At 66.6% G+C, this 18,878-nt stretch carries 17 protein-coding genes; 9 read left to right on the forward strand and 8 right to left on the reverse strand.

The window, feature by feature from the left end:
* Positions 1–63: 63 nt before the first annotated feature.
* The gene (locus tag AC1REK_RS21245) at positions 64–3,510 is read right to left on the reverse strand and encodes a class I SAM-dependent DNA methyltransferase (protein ID WP_492270646.1); all 3,447 of its coding nucleotides are present in this window, start codon (positions 3,508–3,510) and stop codon (positions 64–66) included.
* 138 nt (positions 3,511–3,648) lie between these two features.
* Here AC1REK_RS21245 and uvrB point away from each other — a divergent pair, with 138 nt between their 5' ends.
* Positions 3,649–6,342, forward strand: a complete 2,694-nt coding sequence (gene uvrB, locus AC1REK_RS21250) for an excinuclease ABC subunit UvrB (protein ID WP_492270647.1) — start codon at positions 3,649–3,651, stop codon at positions 6,340–6,342.
* Between the two features lie 94 nt (positions 6,343–6,436).
* Positions 6,437–7,234: a toll/interleukin-1 receptor domain-containing protein gene (locus AC1REK_RS21255; protein ID WP_492270648.1), complete on the forward strand. Its 798-nt coding sequence runs from the start codon at positions 6,437–6,439 to the stop codon at positions 7,232–7,234.
* A gap of 518 nt (positions 7,235–7,752) precedes the next feature.
* Here the strand turns inward: AC1REK_RS21255 and AC1REK_RS21260 are convergent.
* The 3 genes from AC1REK_RS21260 to AC1REK_RS21270 all read right to left on the reverse strand — a co-directional run bounded on the left by AC1REK_RS21260 (position 7,753) and on the right by AC1REK_RS21270 (position 9,776).
* A complete protein-coding gene (locus AC1REK_RS21260; RefSeq protein WP_492270649.1) occupies positions 7,753–8,046 on the reverse strand; it encodes a GIY-YIG nuclease family protein in 294 nt (97 codons plus the stop codon).
* Positions 8,047–8,960: 914 nt separating this feature from the next.
* The gene (locus tag AC1REK_RS21265; RefSeq protein ID WP_316021167.1) at positions 8,961–9,260 is read right to left on the reverse strand and encodes a hypothetical protein; all 300 of its coding nucleotides are present in this window, start codon (positions 9,258–9,260) and stop codon (positions 8,961–8,963) included.
* 129 nt (positions 9,261–9,389) lie between these two features.
* The gene (locus tag AC1REK_RS21270) at positions 9,390–9,776 is read right to left on the reverse strand and encodes a SpoIIAA family protein (RefSeq protein ID WP_492270650.1); all 387 of its coding nucleotides are present in this window, start codon (positions 9,774–9,776) and stop codon (positions 9,390–9,392) included.
* A 132-nt stretch (positions 9,777–9,908) separates the two neighbouring features.
* On the opposite strand from AC1REK_RS21270, the gene AC1REK_RS21275 reads away from it, so the two are divergent.
* Positions 9,909–10,124, forward strand: coding sequence for a hypothetical protein (locus AC1REK_RS21275; RefSeq protein WP_316021169.1), 216 nt, complete (start codon positions 9,909–9,911; stop codon positions 10,122–10,124).
* 3 nt (positions 10,125–10,127) lie between these two features.
* On the opposite strand, the gene AC1REK_RS21280 is transcribed toward AC1REK_RS21275, so the two are convergent.
* Positions 10,128–10,880 (reverse strand): hypothetical protein, encoded by a 753-nt coding sequence (locus tag AC1REK_RS21280; RefSeq protein ID WP_327521222.1) that lies wholly within the window; start codon positions 10,878–10,880, stop codon positions 10,128–10,130.
* Positions 10,881–11,326: 446 nt separating this feature from the next.
* Here AC1REK_RS21280 and AC1REK_RS21285 point away from each other — a divergent pair, with 446 nt between their 5' ends.
* Genes AC1REK_RS21285 through AC1REK_RS21310 form a run of 6 tightly spaced genes read left to right on the forward strand, consistent with a single transcriptional unit; the run spans position 11,327 to position 15,239 of the window.
* Positions 11,327–11,599 (forward strand): hypothetical protein, encoded by a 273-nt coding sequence (locus AC1REK_RS21285; RefSeq protein ID WP_492270651.1) that lies wholly within the window; start codon positions 11,327–11,329, stop codon positions 11,597–11,599.
* Between the two features lie 8 nt (positions 11,600–11,607).
* Complete coding sequence (locus AC1REK_RS21290) at positions 11,608–11,802, forward strand: hypothetical protein (protein ID WP_316021172.1); 195 nt, start codon at positions 11,608–11,610, stop codon at positions 11,800–11,802.
* A 7-nt stretch (positions 11,803–11,809) separates the two neighbouring features.
* Positions 11,810–12,916: a methionine ABC transporter ATP-binding protein gene (locus AC1REK_RS21295; protein ID WP_492270652.1), complete on the forward strand. Its 1,107-nt coding sequence runs from the start codon at positions 11,810–11,812 to the stop codon at positions 12,914–12,916.
* Positions 12,906–13,571: a methionine ABC transporter permease gene (locus AC1REK_RS21300; RefSeq protein WP_066472944.1), complete on the forward strand. Its 666-nt coding sequence runs from the start codon at positions 12,906–12,908 to the stop codon at positions 13,569–13,571. The genes AC1REK_RS21295 and AC1REK_RS21300 overlap by 11 nt, the downstream gene beginning before the upstream one ends.
* Positions 13,572–13,608: 37 nt before the next feature.
* On the forward strand, positions 13,609–14,409 hold the full coding sequence (locus AC1REK_RS21305) for a MetQ/NlpA family ABC transporter substrate-binding protein (protein ID WP_492270653.1): 801 nt from the start codon (positions 13,609–13,611) through the stop codon (positions 14,407–14,409).
* 41 nt (positions 14,410–14,450) lie between these two features.
* Positions 14,451–15,239 (forward strand): MetQ/NlpA family ABC transporter substrate-binding protein, encoded by a 789-nt coding sequence (locus tag AC1REK_RS21310; protein WP_492270654.1) that lies wholly within the window; start codon positions 14,451–14,453, stop codon positions 15,237–15,239.
* 257 nt (positions 15,240–15,496) lie between these two features.
* Here the strand turns inward: AC1REK_RS21310 and AC1REK_RS21315 are convergent, their stop codons facing one another.
* The 3 genes from AC1REK_RS21315 to AC1REK_RS21325 are packed head-to-tail and all read right to left on the reverse strand — an operon-like array spanning position 15,497 to position 18,854.
* Positions 15,497–16,210, reverse strand: coding sequence for an ABC transporter ATP-binding protein (locus tag AC1REK_RS21315; protein ID WP_492270655.1), 714 nt, complete (start codon positions 16,208–16,210; stop codon positions 15,497–15,499).
* The gene (locus AC1REK_RS21320; protein ID WP_492270656.1) at positions 16,210–16,971 is read right to left on the reverse strand and encodes an ABC transporter ATP-binding protein; all 762 of its coding nucleotides are present in this window, start codon (positions 16,969–16,971) and stop codon (positions 16,210–16,212) included. The genes AC1REK_RS21315 and AC1REK_RS21320 overlap by 1 nt, the downstream gene beginning before the upstream one ends.
* On the reverse strand, positions 16,968–18,854 hold the full coding sequence (locus AC1REK_RS21325) for an ABC transporter permease (protein WP_492270669.1): 1,887 nt from the start codon (positions 18,852–18,854) through the stop codon (positions 16,968–16,970). Before AC1REK_RS21325 ends, AC1REK_RS21320 begins: the two co-directional genes overlap by 4 nt.
* Positions 18,855–18,878 lie beyond the last annotated feature (24 nt).

The following is an 18,878-nucleotide window of genomic DNA, read 5'->3' on the forward strand; positions in this document are numbered from 1 at the left end:
GCCCCGCTTCGCGCCCGGAGTTTGCAGCCGCGCGACAGCCACGTGACGCTTGCGCGACAGTCCTCAGCCGAGCGCGGCGAACCGGCGGCCGAAGCGCCTGCCGCCATCGGCCGTCGAGACTTCGCCGACCCGCGCCAGCGAAACGAGGACGGCGCGAATGGCCGGGCGGACCTTGAGCCCCTGCCGGAACTGCAAGGCGATCGCCTCGGCATCGAGCGGCGCACCGCCCTTGGCCAGGATGGCGAGCACGGCGGCAACCCGTTCGACCGGCTGGGTGGGGAAGACCGGCCTGCCGGCCGCGGCCGAAGGAAGCGACAGGAGTTCTGCGGCCTCGACCTGCTCGCCCATGCCCCCGCCCTCCCCGAAGCGCGGGCGCTGATAGTCCGGCCGGAGCCAGCGCACCGCGCCGCGCGCCTCCTCGCCGCGCCGCTCGCGGTTGAGGGCGATCAGACGGGAAAGCACCTCCTCCACACCGGCATCGACCGGCCAGCCATAGGCCGCGGCCACCGCGGCATCGATGGCGTCGTGATGCTCGCCGAGGATCAGGACGAGGCCGCGATCACGGACATCCTCGTCGCCGGGCGTCAGCGGCAGGCCCGCCCGGATCTTCTCATGGACATTGTAGAGCCCGGTCAGCGTCAACCCGGGATGCGCCGCGAGCACCTGCTTGCGCAAGGCGTCGAGCGCCTCGGCCGGCTCGCGGATCGCCTCTTTCTGACTCTCCGTGGCCTCGGGGAAGGGAAAAGGATCGAAGCACCGCGATTTGGAATAGCGGGGATCATTGCCGATGCCGAGCCAGCCACCGGCGCGCAACGCCCAGAGCTGATGGATGCGTGAGGACAGCACGCCGAGATGGAAGGCGTCCGAGAGCGCGACAGCGATCACCATGTTGTCCGGCAAGATCGACTGGTCGAGAAACTGGAAGACGCGATGCTTGGCCGTTTCCACCGTAGCGATGTAGCGCTGCAGGCCCGCGAGCGCCGGTCGTAATTCGCGACGCGGCTCGCCAAAAACCCACCAGAGATCGCGATAGGACTGCCGGTTGTTGGCGTCGCGCCCGATCAGCCTACCGGTCGCGTCCTTCACCTCCTTCACCGTCAGCTTGATGTGCTGGTAGACCTCCGGGAAGCGCTCGCGGACCTCTCCGGCGTCGAGCCCGAACAGGTCGATGACGAGGGCGCCGCGCGGGCGGGCGGCGAGATCGCGCCCGTTCCGATAAGATCGGATATGGGCTTCGAGCCCGGGACGCCGGCCGAGGCCGAGCCCCGCCGCCTCTGCCGGCGAGACGATGAAGCCCGCCCCGTGCAACTTGACGCCGGGCGAGCACATCGCCTCATTGCCGCGCAATGGCTGGGCACGCGAAGCGTCGGCGCCGATGGTGAGGTCGGCATTGATCCGGCCCGTTCGCTCCGCAAAGCCGATCTGCGGCTGATCGCTGTCGAGGCCCGTTTCCGAGATGACTTCGAGCAGGCGCCCCTCATGTGGGCCGGCAGCGGCCACCGTCATGGCGATGCGCACCGCGGCGGCGTCCTTGCCGGCCTTGGTCCAGGGATGGTCGGCGACCGCCAGCAGCAACGAAACCGGGTTTTGCGTATCCAGATGCCGCTCGACGGTGCGGCGCTGGAAGAGCTGCGTGATCGAATTGGTGGTGACGAAGCCGAAGCGTCGGAGGACCGTGCCCGGCTCTGTGAGCAGCGCTGCGGCGCGGTCCCACCAGTACATGACGAGGTCGGCGCTCTCGTTCATCTGGGGCCAGGCGAGCCGCAGCGCCGCGACATAGCCGTCACCGAGCCGGCCGCGCAGGTCCTTGCCGCCGATGAAAGGCGGGTTGCCGACGATGAACTCCGCCTCCGGCCAGGGTGGCGGACGCGGATTGGCCGGGGCGACCTCGCGACCGGCTTCCACGGAAGGCACCGGCCAGTCGTCCCAGGTCAGCAGCGCATCGCCCGGCGCGATCTGCGCCAGCTTCCGCAGGATCGGCTCGCGCGGCGCGTAGGCCCGGGTCCGCAGATGCCATTGCAGATAGCCGATCCAGAGCATCAGATCGGCGATCGCCACCGCCCGGCGATTGGCGTCGATGCCGAAGAACTGCCCCGGCCCGACGCCGCGTTCGGCGAAGCCGCCGAGATGCTCGACGGCGCCGAGCTCGGCGGCGGTCTCGAGTACCTCGCCCTCGAGCCGCTTCATCAGATCCTGCGCGACATGCAGGAAATTGCCGGTGCCGCAGGCGGGGTCGAGCACGCGCGTCTTGCAGAGCCGCGTGTGAAAGGCCTCGACCAGCGCCAGCGCCGCCCGCGCGCTGCCGCCATCGCGCGCCTGCTGGGCCGCGCCGAGCACGGCTCGCCAGTCGTCGCGCAGCGGCGCGATCACGGTCTCGACGACCAGACGCTCGACATAGGCACGCGGCGTGTAATGCGCGCCGAGCCTTGCCCGCTCGGCCGGCTCCAGCGCCTGTTCGAGCAAGGCGCCGAAGATCGCCGGCTCGACCAGGCTCCAGTCGTGCTCGGCCGCCGCAAGCAATTCAGCGATGCCGTCCCGGCCGAGCGCGAAGACCTGCGGCTCGGCGAACATCCGGCCGTTGAAATGCTTGAGGTCGGCGCGGATGGCGGAGGAATAGCCGCCGCCATCCATCGCCCGCCAGAGGTCCTCGACCAGCGGCTTGAAGCTCCGCGGCGAATCCAGACACTCCCGCAGCAGCTGCTTGAAGCTGTCGGCCGGGATCAGGCGAACATCCTCGGCGAACATGGTGAAAAGGCAGCGCATCAGGAAGAGCGCGACATCCTCGGCATCGTAGCGACGCTCCAGCGCCTTCGAGACGGCGGCAAGCCGCAGTGCGATCTGGCGCGTCGCGAGCGCCGCATGGCGGGCGGGGTCGAGCGATGCGGGATCGGACCAGATCCCTGCGATCCGGGCCCGGATCGCCGGGTCGCGGAGATCGTCGAGATAGACGCGGAAACGGTGCCGGTCGGGGAACTGGGCGTAGTTCTTCCCCTGGCCGGAAAAGTCGGCATAGAACTCGAAGCAGTGCCCGACATCGCAGAGGATGACGAAGGGCGGCCAGCCATGCGAGGCCGGCAGAGCCCGGGCATAATGCTCGGCCTGGCGCTTGGCGTGCAACATCATGACGTCGAGCGAGCGGTCGGCGCCGCGGCGACCGCGCGGCGCGACCGAAGGCTCGTCCGCCCCGTCCCCGGCCAGCAGGATCTCCTTGCGCTGGCCCTTCAGGCGGCTCTGCTTGGCTTCGAGCACGAAGCAGGACTTCTTGTAGAGGTCGATGCGGCCGGTGCCGGCCGTACCGGCGTCATCGTGGAACGCCACCGGATATTCGAAGCGATAGGTCACCGCCTCGGCATCGCTGGTCGGCGGAAGCGGCGTCTCGGCGCCGATCAATCGGCAGAACTCGGTCAGGAACTGCGCGTAGGCGGCGCGCTCCGCGCCCTCCGAGACACGCCATTTCGCGATGAAGGCGTCGACGGCCGCCACATCGGTCCCAGCCCCGCCCCCCGGCATGGCCGCTCCCATTGATTGCATCACCTATTATTACAACTAATGCGAGTAGATCGTCTCCTGTCAACTCCTGTCATCAATCGAGAGGGAGCGCGTCCCTGCCCTCTCGCATCGGCGGCGATCTGCGCCCATATTGCGGCCATGCCAAAGCGCCCCGATGCCAGCTCCGACACCGTCTCGCCCGAGGCGGAACGCCCCGCCGCCAAGGCCAAGCCCGCCAAAAAGCCGGCGAGCGCCCGCACGCCGAATTCCAAGGCGACCAAGCCTGATCTGAAGCCGCTGGAGGGCTATCTCGCCGATCTGCTCAACCCGGCGATCAACCGCGGCACGGCGGTGCCGGGCGGCGCCTCCGGCTTCAAGGACACGCCGCAGGCCGGCTACGAGGCGCGGCCGGGCGATGCCGGCGAGACCAAGAAGCGCAAGCTCTCCAAGAAGGCCGACGCCGCCTTCGCCGGCTCGGATGGCGAGACCGCGGCCTCGCTGACGGCGCAGTCGCTGCAGACACTGCTGGAGACCGGCAGCCCGTTCATCGAACCAGGCAAGCCCTGGACGCCGCACCGGCCGGAGCGCCCCGAGAAATCGGAAGGCGGCGTGCGTTTTCAGATGAAGAGCGATTTCTCTCCGTCGGGCGACCAGCCGACCGCGATCGCCGATCTCGTCGACGGTATCAGCCGGCAGGAGCGCGACCAGGTGCTGCTCGGCGTTACCGGCTCCGGAAAGACCTTCACCATGGCCAAGGTGATCGAGGAGACGCAGCGCCCGGCGCTGATCCTCGCGCCGAACAAGACGCTGGCGGCCCAGCTCTACGGCGAGTTCAAGAGCTTCTTCCCCGACAACGCGGTCGAGTACTTCGTCTCCTATTACGACTACTACCAGCCCGAGGCCTATGTGCCGCGCTCGGACACCTATATCGAGAAGGAATCCTCGATCAACGAGCAGATCGACCGGATGCGCCATTCCGCGACGCGCTCGCTGCTCGAACGCGACGACGTGATCATCGTCGCCTCGGTCTCCTGCATCTACGGTATCGGCTCGGTCGAGACCTATACGGCGATGACCTTCTCGCTGAAGCTCGGCGAGCGCATCGAGCAGCGTCAACTGATCGCCGACCTCGTGGCGCTGCAGTACAAGCGCGTCCAGCATGATTTTGCGCGCGGCACTTTTCGCGTGCGGGGCGACACCGTGGAGCTCTACCCGGCCCACTATGAGGACCGCGCCTGGCGTATCGGCCTGTTCGGCGACGAGATCGAGAGCATCTCGGAATTCGATCCGCTCACCGGGCAGAAGACCGGCGAGCTCGAATTCATCAAGGTCTACGGCAATTCGCACTACACCACGCCGCGGCCGACGCTGAACCAGGCGGTGAAGTCGATCAAGGAGGAGCTCAAGGGCCGCCTCGACGAGCTCAACCGCATGGGGCGCTATCTCGAGGCGCAGCGGCTCGACCAGCGTTGCACCTTCGACATCGAGATGATCGAGGCCACCGGTTCCTGCAACGGCATCGAGAACTATTCGCGCTATCTCACCGGCCGCAAGCCGGGTGAGCCGCCGCCGACCCTGTTCGAGTACCTGCCCGACAACGCCCTCGTCTTCACCGACGAAAGCCATGTCACGGTCCCGCAGATCGGCGCGATGTACAAGGGCGACTTCCGCCGCAAGGCGACGCTCGCCGAATACGGCTTCCGCCTGCCCTCCTGCATGGACAACCGGCCGCTGCGCTTCGAGGAATGGGACGCGATGCGCCCCGCCTCGGTGCATGTCTCGGCGACGCCCGGCTCATGGGAGATGGAGCAGACCGGCGGCGTCTTCACCGAGCAGGTCATCCGCCCGACCGGGCTGATCGATCCGCCGGTCGAGATCAGGCCCGCCAAGCACCAGGTCGCCGACCTGCTCGACGAGGTCAAGGAGGTCACCGAAAAGGGCTACCGCACCCTCGTCACCGTGCTGACCAAGCGCATGGCCGAGGACCTCACCGAATACCTGCACGAGAACGGCGTGCGCGTGCGCTACATGCACTCCGACATCGACACGATCGAGCGCATCGAGATCCTGCGTGATCTGCGCCTCGGCACGTTCGACGTGCTCGTCGGCATCAACCTGCTGCGCGAGGGCCTCGACATTCCCGAATGCGGCTTCGTCGCCATTCTCGACGCCGATAAGGAAGGCTTCCTGCGCTCGGAGACCTCGCTGATCCAGACCATCGGCCGCGCCGCCCGAAACGTCGACGGCAAGGTCGTGCTCTATGCCGACCACATCACCGGCTCGATGGAGCGGGCGATGGCCGAGACCAATCGCCGCCGCGAGAAGCAGCTCGCCTACAATGAAGAGCACGGCATCACGCCGCAGACGGTGAAGAAGAACATCGGCGACATTCTGGGCTCGGTCTATGAGCGCGACCATGTCACCGTCGATCGCGGGCTGGTCGAGGCGCCGGTGGCCGGCCACAACCTGAAAGCCGCGATCGCCGATCTCGAAAAGCGCATGCGCGAGGCCGCCGCCGACCTCGAATTCGAGACCGCCGCGCGCCTGCGCGACGAGATCAAGCGCCTCCAGGCGACCGAGCTCGCCATCGCCGACGACCCGCTCGCCCGCCAGAGCGATGTCGAGGGCAGCGCCGGCAAATACCAGGGCGAGCGCAGCTATGGCGCCTCGGCCAATCTCCCGACCCGCGCCCGCAAGCCGACGGATGCGGATATGGGGCCGCACAACTGGGGCGGGGGTGAAGCCAAGCCGCTCGCGCGCGTGGCGCGTCCGCGCAAGCCCGGGCTCGACGAGATGGGCCCGGTGCCGGAGTCGCGGCCTAAGGGGGCGGGAGAGAGACGCGGGCGGAGGTAGCCGGCTAGCTCGTCGATTGCGCGCCTTGATAGGAGTGCCTTGGATCGTTTTAATGCGCACAATTTAGGGCGGAGTTAATTTAGCGATCAGCGCCATGCGAAAATTCGAGAAAAGCGAAAACGACGTTCTAATTGACGAAATTTCCATCGATTTTGTGAATAATGGAGAGTACGGCCCGGTATATATATCAGCTGGGCGTCATAAAGGTAGGATAGGTTATTATGACGACGACGAATTGAAAAGCGGATATGTTTATTTTGGGGATTATTTTATATCAAACGAATGCTATTTGATACAGAGAAGATATTTCAAGTACCCAACGGTGAGAGATTTGCTTAGCCGCCGAGAGGCAATTAGATCAAGACTGTTTGGGAGAATAAATGGAATAAAAAGGGATATGAATATCGATTATGACGATATGTATAGTTTTTGTGCAGAATTGAATTATATAGATGGAATTCTATCCGATAGGATGTTTGAAGGTCGATTCATGAAAACAAATTCAGGAAAGAAAATTTATCTTGCGCACAGCTCATTAGACAAGCCGCTTGTAAGACAGGTTCATGATGATCTTAAGCGCTTAGGGCACAGCCCCTGGCTTGACGAGAACGAGATTGAAATCGGTGATTCGATCCCGGTTTCGTTGCAGCTGGCGCTGGATGAAGCGGACTTCATTATAGTTTTTCTATCGCCAAATGCAACTATCTCAAAATGGGTGGAGGTTGAGTGGGTGTCAAAATTCTGGCAAGAAGTTACTCAAAGGAAAAAATTTATACTTCCTGCACTAATTGAAGACTGCGAAGTACCATCATTCCTTACCAATAGAAAGTATGCTGATTTTAGGACAGATTATAATAGCGCCTTATCGGACATGCTAAAGGCTTTAAAATAAGCGTATCTCAATAGAGCCCGCTGCCGCAGCTGAGGTGATTGACCGTACCAAGCGGAATCCGAAGTATTTTTAGGGCGCATTCACCTCACCTCGTCGCGCGGCTCGTTCCAGCCCAGATGGTGCGCCATAGTGATGCGGCCCTTCCGGCTCTGTACCAGCGTTTCATCGAAGCTTCGCTGATCTTCTGGACGCGACGGATCCGCCGCGGCCCTCCGCGGCAAGGGCAGGCCCTCGTCCGGCGCTCCGCGCCACCTTCTCCCATCCGGGAGAAGGCAGGGTCGAGGTTCCAAAGCCTCCCAGCGTCATGCTCGGCCTTGTGCCGAGCATCCACGTCTTGCGACGCTGATGGCGTGCTCTCCGCGATGAAGGCCGCGGCCAGTCGTTCCCCGAAAGACGTGGATGGTCGGGACAAGCCCGACCATGACGAACCCCAGCGTGAAGCCGTTTCGCCGTGTCCCGCTGCCGCAAGGCACCAGGGCGACCATGACGGGGTGAGCGCGGAATAGCGCCCGGCGCGGTCACGCCAGCTCGTCGTAGAGGTCGTTCCAGTCCGGATTGCGCGCCATGAACGTCCGGGTCTTCCAGGCGCGGTACCAGCGCTTCATCGAGGTCTCGCGCTGGATCGCGGCCTCGATCTCGTCATGCCATTCGTACCAGACGAGCCGCTTGAGGCCGTGTGTCCTGGTGAAGCCGGCGAGCAGCCCCTCGCGATGCTCGTGGACGCGTCGCGGCAGATCGCTCGTCACGCCGAGATAGAGCGTGCCGTTCGGTCGGTTGGTCATGATGTAGACCCAGCCACCCTTGCGCTTCATGCCGGCAGGATGGCGGGCGGTTCCCTATGCGGCAAGGCCGCCGACGCTTCTCCCGTCATGGTCGCCCTTGTGGCGACCATCCACGTCTTTGCGGCGCTGATGACATGCTCGCCAATTCAGTGCCCGTTCGCTCGGGTGCAAAGACGTGGATGGTCGGGACAAGCCCGACCATGACGGGGAGGTGCCGGGAAGTACGGGGCAGTTTATCCCCGCCCTCCCAACCTCCCGTATGATCCCCCGCATCCCATCCCCGAGGGGCGGCCGACCGGAGGCATGTCGTTTGGCGGGGTGGGCGCGGCGCCTGCGGCCGGGCTTGCAACCCGGTCCCGGGAGGCTTCGGGAACCGACCTGGGGGTACTACGGCCCCTGCGCGAGGAGCTCGCTAGCTGGACCTGCCGCCGATCGTAAGCCGTCCGAGCGCCGACGCGACGACCCGATGAGGGGAACTGGCGAAGGCAGCGGGCGGGATCGGGGCAAAGTCCGAATGAAGCGCGGCCCGGAGTTTTCAAATCGCCGCCGGCGGAGCGCCACGGGGCGTGCGGGTGGTGGCTCAACCCATCCGCGCCGCTTCCTGGCTCAATGGAAGCGGATACCAAACGCGCCTCGCGGCGCTCCGCTGCCCCTCAGATGCGACAACGCCCGCAGGCGCCTGCGGGCGGGGATAAAGCTTGGGCGCGCGGAACCCCTCTCCTGGAAGGAGAGGGGCAGGGGTGAGGTGTTCGGACTGAAAACGTTGGCTTGAACCCGACCGCGCGGTGAGCGCTCGCGGAGCTGGTTCGGCCGCCTACACCTCACCCTGCCCTCTCCTTTCAGGAGAGGGTTCTCTGTTGTGGTTCCCGGTGCTTGCCTGAAGAACTCCCGCGCCCTTCGCTTGTGGGGAACAGGGGCACGAAGGGCGCGGGGGACGGACCGCCTTACCAGCGGTCGTAGGCGTCGCGATGGCGGCGGCCATGGGCCGGAGCCCAGGGCGGCGGGCCGCCATGGCGGCGGCCATAGCCATAGCCGTAGCCGTCGCGATAGCGATGGCGGCGCTCATAGCGGTGCTGGCGCTCCATATTGCGCTGGATCTCCCACATCCGGTGCTCGCGGTTGTGGCGGACATAAGTCGCCTCGAGCTTGTCGAGACCGGCCGCGCCGCCAAAGGCCTCGCCGGCAGCTGCGGGCGTGACGGCGGCGCCCAGTGCGATGGCCGCGGCGATGAGAATGTGACGCATGGCTTTGTCTCCTTCGTCTGTTGAGGGGATTTGACCAGCGGGGCGCGGAACCCCGCCTGAACGGGCCAGTCGGCTGCCGTTCATCTTGGGACCGGCGCGCTTCCGCCGGCCCGGGATGGAATCAGGGAATCAGGCGGCGGGCCCGCCCTCGATCTCGCTCGCCCAGGCGAGCGCCGCGTCGAAGGCGCCGGGCTTGAAGCTGCGGACCTCGACGAAGGGCACGAGCGGGCTCGCGATCGCGACCAGGGTCTCGATCCAGCCCTTGTCGGTGACCACCGCCTCGCGCGGGAAACGGTGCCATTGCAGGATCTTGCCAAAACCGTAGCGGGCATCCTTGAGGCCGGCGCGGAAGGTCATGTCCTCGAAGCCGGTGAGATCGGCGAGGATGCCGAGCTTCTCATGCCGTTCGAGCCTGGCCTCGATCTCGGCGATCAGCCGGTCGAAATCCGGCTCGGTCAGCGTGCCGGTGATGCGGAAAGCCGCGACATGATCGGCCGCTTGGAGGATGTCGAGCATTGCGGGCTCCTGCCTTGCAGGCTCATGGCCTGCCCCTGAACAACGCAAAGCCGTGGCAGAAGTTCGCGGCGAACCTTCGGCGCGGCGAGGCGTTGGCTCAGCAGGGGGTCACTGCACGCAAAGGAGATGATGATGGCCAATGCCGGCGGGAAGCTCGGCCCGAGCGTCAAGGGCAAGGGAGACGGAACCGGCGCGACGAGCACGCGGCCGGTCTCGCTGCCCGACCACAAGGTGCTCTCCAATCGCGACAAGACGCAGCTCAATCGCGGCCGCGGCCTGGACGGCAAATGGATCGAGAACGAGCAGGTCTACGAGACGCAAGGCAACCAGCGCTCGCAGGGCGAATGAGCCCTATTTCAGCGCGACGATCAGCATAAGGAAGGCGAGGACGATCAGGACCTGCTTCAGGCTCCAGTTGATCCGCCTGAGCTGATCGGAAACCGGATCATCCGGCTCCTCTTCAGGGTCGGCTTCGGCAGCGGCCGCATCGGGATTAGCCGGTGAAGCTGCGCTGCCGGGGCCGGCCCTGCTCCATTCGATCGACTCGACCCGGCCATGGCCGCTGGCGCTGCGGCCACTGGCGGCCTCGAGCCCGAGATGGAAGGCTAGCGGCCGGCCCGGCAGCGCCTCGGGCTCGGCCTCGCGCAGCCAGAGATCGGTGGCGGCGCTGAGCGACAGGTGCAGGGGGTCGGGCGCGCTCGCGGCGAGGTCGCGGCCGAGTTCGGCGAAGAGCGGCTGCGGCAGGAAGAGATCGGCGCGGTAGCTCTGGTCGAGCCCGGCCTCCTGGGTATCGCCGGAAAGGCCGAGGCGCAGCAGCGGCGCCTGCGCGCCTTCGGTCGGGAAGGGCCGGATCGTCAAGGCAATGTCATGGGCCTCGCCGGGATAGCCGGCGCGGTGCAGGCTCGCCTCACGCGGCCGGGCGCGGGCCTCGATGCGGTTGGCCTCGTGCCGCACGCCCTCGCGCCAGACATGGCCGCGCACCAGGGCGAGCCCGTCCGCCTCCAGAGCGAGCGGACGGCCGACGGCCTGGATGAAGGCGCCGGTGACCCCGTCGACCGTCATCCGCCCGTCGGCGATGCTGACGCCGCGCACCGCCTGGTTCATGCGAGGTCCGAATCTCGAATAGCCATGGCGGGACGATAGCAGGTTGGGGCCGCCGCGCGCCAGAACGCGGGCCGCCATGCGCCGGTCGCCCCGCCACGCAAGAATTTTTTGCTACGGCGCCCCTCGGCAGAACAGCCTTCCAGATTAGAAAGTCTCTTTAAAAGAACGTTTGGATTGACACGAAGAACGACACCGCCTAGATTGACCCCTGTCGTCGGGCTTCGCCCTGCGGCCGCGGAGATTTGAGCGAGCAGCTTGCGCCGCGTCACCAAACGCTAAAGCGGAGAGCAACATGACCAAGCATTCCCTTCCTCCGATCGGACCGACCCTCCGTTCGATGATGTTCTGTTGTCGGCGCTGAGCCAGCGCTGAGGCCGCCCGCGCGGCGGATTTTCTTCCGAACAGATTCATCCTTCGAGACGCCGCATCGCGGCGGAGGTCATGTCATGTCGCAGTTCACTTCCCTTGCATCCGATCAGCCCGTAACCGCCCAGCCGACGCTCGCCCAGCCGACACTTGCCTATGTCATCGAGGTCGGCGAGACCCAGGCCGGGCTGGTGGCGCGCCGCGCCGGCGAGCGCTTCTTCACCTTCATCTCGGCGGCCTCGGCTTTCGACCGGCTCGAGGGCGAGCGCTTCGCGACGCCGGGCGCGGCCGAACGGGCCGCCCGGCTGCTGGCGGCACCGCGCCGCCAGGGCCAGACGCGGCTGGCGGCCTGAGGCGGGTGATGTCCGTGCTCGAAACCCTGCGCCGGCGCCTCGCGCACTGGCTCGGCGAGGCCCTGCCCGCCGTGCCCGGCGCGCCGCGCTGGCACGACCAGCCCGCTTTTTCGGTCGACGCCGAGGCGCAGCGCCGATCGGTCCGGCAGGTGACGATCGAGCAGATCGGCATCACCCACTGGTCCTGCCACACGCTATACTGAGGACATGATGAACGCCCCCCTGAAACCCGACGCGTTCAGCGTCGCGGCCGAGATCGCGCAAGCGGCCGAGCCGATCATCCGCTTCGAGAAGGTCGGCAAGGTCTTTGCCGGCCGGCGCGGGCAAAAGCCCGTCACGGCGCTGGAGGGCATCGACCTCGACGTGCCGCGCGGTGCGATCGTCGGCGTGATCGGCCGCTCCGGCGCCGGCAAGTCGACCCTGATCCGCCTGGTCAACGGGCTGGAGCGCGCCAGCTCCGGCCGCATCCTGATCGAGGACGAGGACGTCACCGGCCTAACCGAGGCCGGCTGGCGGACGCGCCGCCGTGCCACCGGCATGATCTTCCAGCACTTCAACCTCCTGTCCTCGCGCACGGTGTTCGACAATGTCGCGCTGCCGCTCGAGATCGGCGGCACGCCGAAGGCCGAGATCGCCGGACGGGTCGAGAAGCTGCTCGACCTCGTCGGCCTCGCCGACAAGCGCGAGCGCTACCCGGCCGAGCTCTCGGGCGGGCAGAAGCAGCGCGTCGGCATCGCCCGGGCGCTGGCGACCGACCCGAAGGTGCTGCTCTGCGACGAGGCGACCTCGGCGCTCGACCCCGAGACGACGCAATCGATCCTCGCCCTGCTCAAGCAGGTCAACCGCGAGCTCGGCGTCACCATCCTTCTGATCACCCACGAGATCCCGGTGATCAAGGAGATCTGCGACCGGGTCGCGGTGATCGAGGGCGGGCGCATCGTCGAGGAGGGCGAGACCTTCGAGGTCTTCACCCGGCCGCAGCATCCGACCACGGCGCGCTTCGTCGAGGCGGTCACCGGCGTTGAATTGCCGGCCCATCTCGAAGGGCAGCTGCGCGAGACGCCGCAGCCTGGCGGCAGCACGGTGCTGCGCATCACCTTCTCCGGTGCCAACGCCACTGCGCCGGTGATCAGCCGGCTCAGCGCCACGGTCGGCATCGACATCAACATCCTGGCGGGGCGGATCGACGCCATCGCCGGCAAGCCCTTCGGCAGCCTGCTGGTCGCGATCCCGGCCGGTGAGCCCGGTGTCAGCGCCGTGCTCGGCGCGCTGAAGGGCCTCGAACTCAAGGCAGAGGTTATCGGTCATGTCGCCTGAACTCATCCGCCTGATCATCCAGGCCACCGGCGACACGCTGCTGATGGTCGCGATCGCCGCCGGGCTCGGCACCTTGCTCGGCCTGCCGCTCGGCGTCTTCCTGGCGACGAGCAAGCGCGGCGAGCTCTTCGCCGCCCCGGCCGTCAACGCCATCCTCGGCACGCTGGTCAACGCCACGCGCTCGACGCCCTTCATCATCCTCGTCGTCGCGATCATCCCGTTCACCCGGCTGATCGCCGGCACCTCGATCGGCACCACGGCGGCGACGGTGCCGCTGACGGTGGCGGCGACGCCGTTCATCGCCCGCCTGATCGAGGGCGCGATCCGCGAGGTCGACCAGGGACTGGTCGAGGCGGCGCGCTCGATGGGCGCGACGCCGGTGCAGATCGTGCGCAAGGTGCTGGTGCCCGAGGCGCTGCCGGCGATCACGCTCGGCCTGACGCTCGCTTTGGTCAGCCTGATCGGCTTCTCGGCCATGGTCGGCGCCGTCGGCGGTGGTGGCCTCGGCGATCTCGGCATCCGCTATGGCTATCAGCGCTTCATGCCGGAAGTGATGGCAGCCGTCGTCGCGGTGCTGATCGTCCTGGTCCAGGCCGTGCAGAGCCTCGGCGACCGCCTCGCCCGCCATCTCAACAAGCGCCTGCGCCACGCCTGAGCGCCACGCGAACCTTCTTCTTCAGCCGGAGCCTACCATGTCGACCTTGCTTTCCCGGCGCAGCCTGCTGGCTGCCGCCGCCGCCCTCTCCTTGTCCGCTTCGGGCGCCCTCGCCCAGCAGAACCAGGTGATCCGCATCGGCGTCACCCCCGGCCCGCATGCCGAGATCGTCGAGCAGATCAAGCCGATCATCGCCAAGAAGGGCTATGAGCTCAAAATCTTCGAGTTCTCAGACTTCGTCATCCCGAACCAGGCGCTCGATACCGGCGATCTCGAAGCCAATGCCTTCCAGCACCAGCCCTATCTCGACAACCAGGTGAAGGATCGCGGCTTCAAGATCGTCAGCGTCGCGCCGACCGTGAACTTCCCGATGGGGATCTACTCGGCGAAGTACAAGAGCTGGGCCGAGGTGCCGGACGGTGCCACGGTTTCAATCCAGAACGACCCGACCAATGGCGGGCGTGCCCTCCTGCTCCTGCAGGATAAGGGCGTGATCAAGCTGAAGGACGGCACCGGCTTCAAGCCGACCGTGCTCGACATCACCGACAACCCGAAGAAGCTGAAGATCGTCGAGATCGAGGCCGGGCAGACGGTGCGCTCGCTCGCCGACGTCGCTGCCGCCGCGATCAATACGAGCTATGCTGTCGACGCCAAGCTCGACCCGAACTCGGCGATCCTGCGCGAGGCGCCCAAGGGCCCCTACACCAACCTGATCGCGGTGCGCAGCGTCGACAAGGACAAGCCCTGGGTGCAGGCGCTGGTCGACAGCTACCGCTCGCCCGAGATCAAGGCCTTCGTCGCCGAGCGCTTCAAGGGCTCGATCCTGCCTACCTGGTGAAGCCGTCGCCTCCCGCAATCTCCAAGAACGGAGTCCGTTCCATGACCACCCGCAGGACCATTCTCGCCGCCGCCTTCGCAGTTGCCGTCGCCGGCCCGGCATTCGCCCAGCAGAACCAGGTGCTCCGCATCGGCGTCTCGCCCGGCCCGCATGCCGAGATCCTCGAGAAGGTGAAGCCGCTCGCCGCCCAGAAGGGACTCGACATCAAGATCATCGAGTTCTCCGACTATGTCGTGCCGAACCAGGCGCTCGACGCCGGCGAGCTCGAGGCGAACTCCTTCCAGCACCAGCCCTATCTCGACAACCAGGTGAAGGACCGGAATTTCAAGCTGACCAGCGTCGGCCTGACCGTGAACTTCCCGCTCGGCATCTACTCGTCGAAGTACAAGAGCTGGGCCGAGATTCCGGACGGGGCCACGGTCGCGATCCAGAACGACCCGACCAATGGCGGCCGCGCCCTGCTGCTGCTTCAGGACAAGGGCGTGATCAAGCTGAAGGACGGCACCGGCTTCAAGCCGACGGTCGCCGACATCACCAGCAACCCGAAGAAGCTGAAGATCATCGAGATCGAGGCCGCCCAGACGCCGCGCTCGCTCGCCGACGTTGCCGCCGCCGCGATCAACACCAACTACGCCGTCGACGCCAAGATCGATCCGACCTCCGCGATCCTGCGCGAGGACGCCAAGGGTCCCTATGTCAACGTCATCGCGGTCCGGACCGCCGACAAGGACAAGCCCTGGGTCAAGACGCTGCTCGAGACCTATCACACGCCCGAGGTGAAGGCCTTCGTCGCCGAGCGCTTCAAGGGCCAGGTCCTGGCCGGCTGGTAAGCTCCCTCCCACCTGGCATGGTCACTGCCGGGCACCTGCCCCGGAAGCGCAAGCTTCCGGGGTTTTTCGTTTGTGCGGGCCAGGTCGGACGCAACGCTGCCAGTTCGTCATGCTCGCCCTTGTGGCGAGCATCCACGTCTTGAACTCAGGTCTCGAGCAGCAAAGACGTGGATGGTCGGGACAAGCCCGACCATGACGGGACGTGTGGCGTGCATGATTCCAGGCGCTGCCGCGCAGCGCACCGGAAAGACGCAGCCTCAAACCGACAGATACTGCGCCCGCACGGCCTCGTTGGCCTTGAGCTCGGCCATCGTGCCGGTAAAGCGGATCAGGCCCTTCTCGATGATGGTGGCGCGGTCGGCGACCGAGCCGGCGAAATGCAGGTTCTGTTCGGAGATCAGCACCGAGAGCCCCTCGCTCTTCAGCGCCAGGATGGTCTTGGCCATCTCCTCGACGATGACCGGGGCGAGCCCTTCGGAAGGCTCGTCGAGCAGGACGAGGCTCGGATTGCCCATCAGGGTGCGGGCGATGGTCAGCATCTGCTGCTCGCCGCCCGACATCGCCCCGCCCGGCCGGTCGCGCATGCGGCCGAGATTGGGGAAGAGCTCGAACAGGCGCTCCGGCGTCCAGTAGGGCACGTTCTCGCGGCGCGGCCGGCGCCCGACGGCGAGGTTCTCCATGACGCTGAGCTCGGAGAAGACGCGCCGGTCCTCCGGAACGTAGCCGAGGCCGAGCCTTGCGATCTCGAAGGGTTCGCGCCCGGCGATCGGCTGCCCATCGAAGACGACACGGCCCGATTGCGGCGCAACGAGCCCCATCACCGCCTTCATCGTCGTCGACTTGCCGGCGCCATTGCGGCCCATCAGCGCCAGCACCTCGCCGCGGCCCATCGAGAAGCCGACGCCCTGCAGGATGTGGGCGCGGCCGTAATAGGCGTTCAGCCCTTCGATCTCGAGCATGGTGGCGCTCATCAATGGCCTCCCGAAGTCGCGCCGGAGCCGAGATAGACGGCGCGCACCGCCGGGTCGTTGCGGACCTCCTCGGCCTTGCCCTGGGCGATCAGCCGGCCGCGCTCGAGCACCAGCACGGCGTCGGAATGGGCGAAGACGACGTCCATGTCGTGTTCGGTGAAGAGCACGGCGATGCCGCGCTGCCGGGCGATCTCGGCGGTCAGTGCCATCAGGGCGATGCGTTCGCGCGGCGCCATGCCGGCCGTCGGCTCGTCCATCAGGAGGAGTTTTGGCTGGTTGGCGATGGCGACAGCGAGCTCGACGCGCTTCAGATCACCATAGGCGAGCACGCCGCAAGCGCGCTCGGCCTGGTCGAGCATGCCGACCTGTTGGAGCAGCGCGTCGGCAGCCTCGACATGGCGATCCTTGGCACGGCCGAACAGTTTCCAGATCTCGCCGGCATGCGAGATCAGTGCCATCTGGACGTTCTCGCGCACGCTCATCGAGGCGAAGGTGGCGGTGATCTGGAAGGTGCGGCCGACGCCGAGCCGCCAGACCTCGCGCGGCTTCAGCCCGCTGATGCGGCGGCCGGCGAGGATGACCTCGCCGCGATCGGAAGGCAGCTGGCCGTTCAGCATGTTGAAGCAGGTCGTCTTGCCGGCGCCGTTCGGGCCGATCAGAGCGAGCAGCTTGCCGGCCTGGACCTCAAAGCTGACATCGTCGACGGCGCGGACGCCGCCGAAGGATTTTCCGAGATTGCGGACTTCGAGAACCGGCGTCATCGGGCGGGCTCCGGCGTGGCGGCAGGCGCGGCGCCGCCATCCTCGCGGCGGCGCTCGGCGAGGGCGAGCGTGGTTCCGACCAGCCCGCGCGGGAACAGGATGACGAGGAGCACGATCGAGGCGCCGAGCACGAAGCGCCAGTACATCGTCGCCTTGGCGAGCTGCTCCTGCAGGCCCATGAAGGCGAAGGCGCCGACGATCGGGCCCGAAACCGTCTGGACGCCGCCGAGCAGCACCATCAGCAGCGCGTCGACCGAACGCGGGATCGCCATATAGGTCGGGAAGACCGAACCCTTGAAGAAGGCGAAGAGCGCGCCGGCGATGCCCGCCGCGAAGGCGGCGATGATGAAGGCGAGCCACTGGATGCGCATCACCGGCAGGCCGATCGCCTCGGCCCTGAGCGGGCTGTCGCGGCCGGCGCGCAGGGCATAGCCGAAGGGCGCGAAGACGAAGACCCGCAGCAGCAGCACGAAGGCGACGCAGATCACCAGCGTCAGATAATAGAAGACCAGCTTCGAGCTCGCCCAGGCGGCGGGCCAGACGCCGAGGATGCCGTTGTCGCCGCCGGTGAGATCGACCCATTGGAAGGCGGTCGCCCAGGCGATCTGGGCGAAGGCGAGCGTCAGCATCGCCAGATAGACGCCCGAGAGCCGGACGCAGAACCAGCCGAAGACGAAGCCGGCGATGCCCGCCAGGAAGGGCGCGAAGGCAAGCGCCGGCAGCATCGGCAGAGCGAGCCATTTCACGGCGAGCGCCGCACCATAGGCGCCGAGGCCGAAATAGGCGGCGTGGCCGAAGGAGGCCATGCCGCCGGGACCCATCATCAGGTGCAGCGAGGCGGCGAAGAGCGCGAAGATCGAGAGTTCGGTCAGGGTCAGCAGCCAGTGATCGGCGACGATGAAGGGCGCGACCATGAGGAGCGCCAGCGCCAGCAGGCCGAGGCCCTTGGCGGCAGAGCTCGCCGGCAGCAGCAAAGGCTCGACCGGACCATGGGCATGGGCGCTGCCGACCGGCCGCTTGCCCATCAGCCCGTAGGGCTTGACCATCAGCACCACCGCCATGACCAGGAAGACGAGGACGAGCGTGATCTTCGGGAAGATCAGGATGCCGAAGGCGTGGATCACGCCGATCAGCACGGCGGCGAGATAGGCGCCGGTAACGCTGCCCAGGCCGCCGACGACGACCACGACGAAGGCCTCGGCGATCATCGACAGGTCCATGTGCAGGTTGACCGCCTCGCGCGGGAGCTGCAGCGCGCCGCCAAGGCCGGCGAGCCCGGCGCCGAAGGCGAAGACCGAGGTGAAGAGCAGGCGCTGGTTGACGCCGAGCGCGCCCACCATCTCGCGGTCCTGCGTCGCGGCGCGCACCAGGGTGCCCCAGCGCGTCTTCTGGAACAGGAACCAGAGCAGGCCGAGCATGATCGGCCCGACCACGATCAGGAAGAGCTCATAGGTCGGGAAACGGCTGCCCATCAGCACGACGAAGCTCTTGAAGCCGGGTGCGCGCGGGCCGAGCTTGTCTTCCGCCCCCCAGATCGCCAGCGCGATGTCCTGCACCATCAGCACCAGGCCGAAGGTGGCGAGCAGCTGGAAGAGCTCCGGCGCCTGATAGATCCGGCGCAGGATGGTGATCTCGACCAGGGCGCCGATCACCGCGATGATCAGCGCCGCGAGCACCACACCGCCCCAGAAGCCGAGCGCTTCGGAGCCGCCGAAATAGGAGACCAGCGTGAAGGCGAGATAGGCGCCCAGCATGTAGAAGGAGCCGTGCGCGAAGTTCACGATCCGCGTCACGCCGAAGATGATCGAGAGCCCGCAGGCGACGAGGAACAGCGACGAGGCCGAGGCCAGGCCGTTCAGCGTCTGCGCGAAAATCAGGTCGATCATGTCAGATCCATCGAACCGGGC

It is taken from the genome of Allobosea sp. GW823-FHT02B03 (genome assembly GCF_058797755.1).

Coding starts and splice junctions, on each gene's coding strand:
- AC1REK_RS21245 (WP_492270646.1), bottom strand. CDS start 3,510: ATGCCGGGGGGCGGGGCTGGGACCGATGTGGCGGCCGTCGACGCCTTC.
- uvrB (WP_492270647.1), top strand. CDS start 3,649: ATGCCAAAGCGCCCCGATGCCAGCTCCGACACCGTCTCGCCCGAGGCG.
- AC1REK_RS21255 (WP_492270648.1), top strand. CDS start 6,437: ATGCGAAAATTCGAGAAAAGCGAAAACGACGTTCTAATTGACGAAATT.
- AC1REK_RS21260 (WP_492270649.1), bottom strand. CDS start 8,046: ATGAAGCGCAAGGGTGGCTGGGTCTACATCATGACCAACCGACCGAAC.
- AC1REK_RS21265 (WP_316021167.1), bottom strand. CDS start 9,260: ATGCGTCACATTCTCATCGCCGCGGCCATCGCACTGGGCGCCGCCGTC.
- AC1REK_RS21270 (WP_492270650.1), bottom strand. CDS start 9,776: ATGCTCGACATCCTCCAAGCGGCCGATCATGTCGCGGCTTTCCGCATC.
- AC1REK_RS21275 (WP_316021169.1), top strand. CDS start 9,909: ATGGCCAATGCCGGCGGGAAGCTCGGCCCGAGCGTCAAGGGCAAGGGA.
- AC1REK_RS21280 (WP_327521222.1), bottom strand. CDS start 10,880: ATGAACCAGGCGGTGCGCGGCGTCAGCATCGCCGACGGGCGGATGACG.
- AC1REK_RS21285 (WP_492270651.1), top strand. CDS start 11,327: ATGTCGCAGTTCACTTCCCTTGCATCCGATCAGCCCGTAACCGCCCAG.
- AC1REK_RS21290 (WP_316021172.1), top strand. CDS start 11,608: ATGTCCGTGCTCGAAACCCTGCGCCGGCGCCTCGCGCACTGGCTCGGC.
- AC1REK_RS21295 (WP_492270652.1), top strand. CDS start 11,810: ATGAACGCCCCCCTGAAACCCGACGCGTTCAGCGTCGCGGCCGAGATC.
- AC1REK_RS21300 (WP_066472944.1), top strand. CDS start 12,906: ATGTCGCCTGAACTCATCCGCCTGATCATCCAGGCCACCGGCGACACG.
- AC1REK_RS21305 (WP_492270653.1), top strand. CDS start 13,609: ATGTCGACCTTGCTTTCCCGGCGCAGCCTGCTGGCTGCCGCCGCCGCC.
- AC1REK_RS21310 (WP_492270654.1), top strand. CDS start 14,451: ATGACCACCCGCAGGACCATTCTCGCCGCCGCCTTCGCAGTTGCCGTC.
- AC1REK_RS21315 (WP_492270655.1), bottom strand. CDS start 16,210: ATGAGCGCCACCATGCTCGAGATCGAAGGGCTGAACGCCTATTACGGC.
- AC1REK_RS21320 (WP_492270656.1), bottom strand. CDS start 16,971: ATGACGCCGGTTCTCGAAGTCCGCAATCTCGGAAAATCCTTCGGCGGC.